The sequence below is a fragment of the Nitrospirota bacterium genome (genome assembly GCA_016219645.1).
Taxonomy (GTDB): Bacteria; Nitrospirota; Nitrospiria; order Nitrospirales; family Nitrospiraceae; genus Palsa-1315.
The window spans coordinates 1-1159 of record JACRLR010000023.1; the positions used below are offsets into that span (position 1 = coordinate 1).

Here is a 1159-nt window from a genome sequence, read left to right on the forward strand (position 1 = left end):
AAAAAACAAGCCTTCGGTGACGGTAATCATAGAAGAACCGTGGGCGAGCATGGCAATGCGCCCATAGGGCGTTTCCTCTTTTTCTTTTCCGGTTGCGGAATTCGGCCAGAGTCCCAGGAGCGCTGTGATCACCAGGAGGCCGAAGACGGATCGAGCATGTCGCATGGCTTCCTGTACAGAGAATATCAGCCAAGAGTCAATGGTCGAGGGTGAAGCGAGAATAATCAAACCGCCGGTACGGGGTATAGAGTCAGCGCCCGACTTTACGACGGCGGCAGGACGATTTTTCCACCCCAGATCGATTAAGATAGCGCTCTATGTATTCCACACTGGTTGTCTTACATCTCCTTGCCGCCGTAACCTGGGTCGGGGGAATGGTGTTTCTCTCGCTGGTCTTGGCGCCACTGGTGAGAAGCCGAAAGGCGGTGCCAGAATTCATGGCGCTGTTTCGATCCGCGGCGCTTCGGTTTCGTCCCATCGTCTGGGTCGCGATGGCGATCCTCTTGATCACCGGGCCGATGTTACTCTCACACCGTGGCCTCAGTGTCATGGCACCGGCTTCGTGGCCGGGAATCGTGACTGTGAAGCTGACGTTGGTCGCCCTGTTGTTGTTCCTGACCCTACTCCATGACCTTGTCTTCGGTCCCCAGGTCAGTCGGGTCAGCGCTATCGCAGAGTCTCAGCGAACCACCGGAGAGCAGGTCATCTTCAAATCTGCTCGCTGGTTGCCACGTCTTTCATTGCTCATCGCACTGGCCGTAGTCGTTGCAGCAGCGATGCTGGCACGGTCATAACGGGATTTGCAGCGAGCTATCTAATCGAGCGAGAGTTCTGTGAAGATGGGAGTGAGCGCAAGGTCCTACAAAGCAGGACAGGCCCCGCTCCTTGTCAATTGAGGACCACGTTTGTCAAAGCGTGGGAATCTATGCGTCGTCAGGGCAACGCCGTCGCGCGAAGACGTGCGCTTCTCCGCCGCTCATCATGTGACATAGATCAAGCCGGCAAGGGTTAGGGAGTCTTTGCGCAGCGAAACCCGTAGCCGAACTGCCGACCGGATGGATCAGCATTGAAACGGAATGAAGAACGCAGGAATTCCTGAACATACAGCCAGTTACCACCCCGCACGACTTTCGACTTACCCGTTGTTGGTCCTTGAGGA

General features: G+C 56.0%; 3 protein-coding genes. 1 reads left to right on the forward strand and 2 read right to left on the reverse strand.

All coding sequences use genetic code 11. From position 1 onward, the window contains the following. Positions 1–165: hypothetical protein (locus HZB34_10955; GenBank protein MBI5316480.1), on the reverse strand; the 165-nt coding region annotated here is incomplete at its 3' end. 152 nt (positions 166–317) lie between these two features. Here HZB34_10955 and HZB34_10960 point away from each other — a divergent pair. Continuing rightward, a complete protein-coding gene (locus tag HZB34_10960) occupies positions 318–794 on the forward strand; it encodes a CopD family protein (GenBank protein ID MBI5316481.1) in 477 nt (158 codons plus the stop codon). A 214-nt stretch (positions 795–1008) separates the two neighbouring features. Here HZB34_10960 and HZB34_10965 read toward each other — a convergent pair. Then, positions 1009–1159 (reverse strand): SUMF1/EgtB/PvdO family nonheme iron enzyme (locus tag HZB34_10965; protein ID MBI5316482.1); only part of this gene is annotated, 151 nt, incomplete at its 5' end.

What these genes read in the sequence shown, in the direction of transcription:
- HZB34_10960 (MBI5316481.1), top strand. Translation starts at nt 318, where the DNA reads ATGTATTCCACACTGGTTGTCTTACATCTCCTTGCCGCCGTAACCTGG.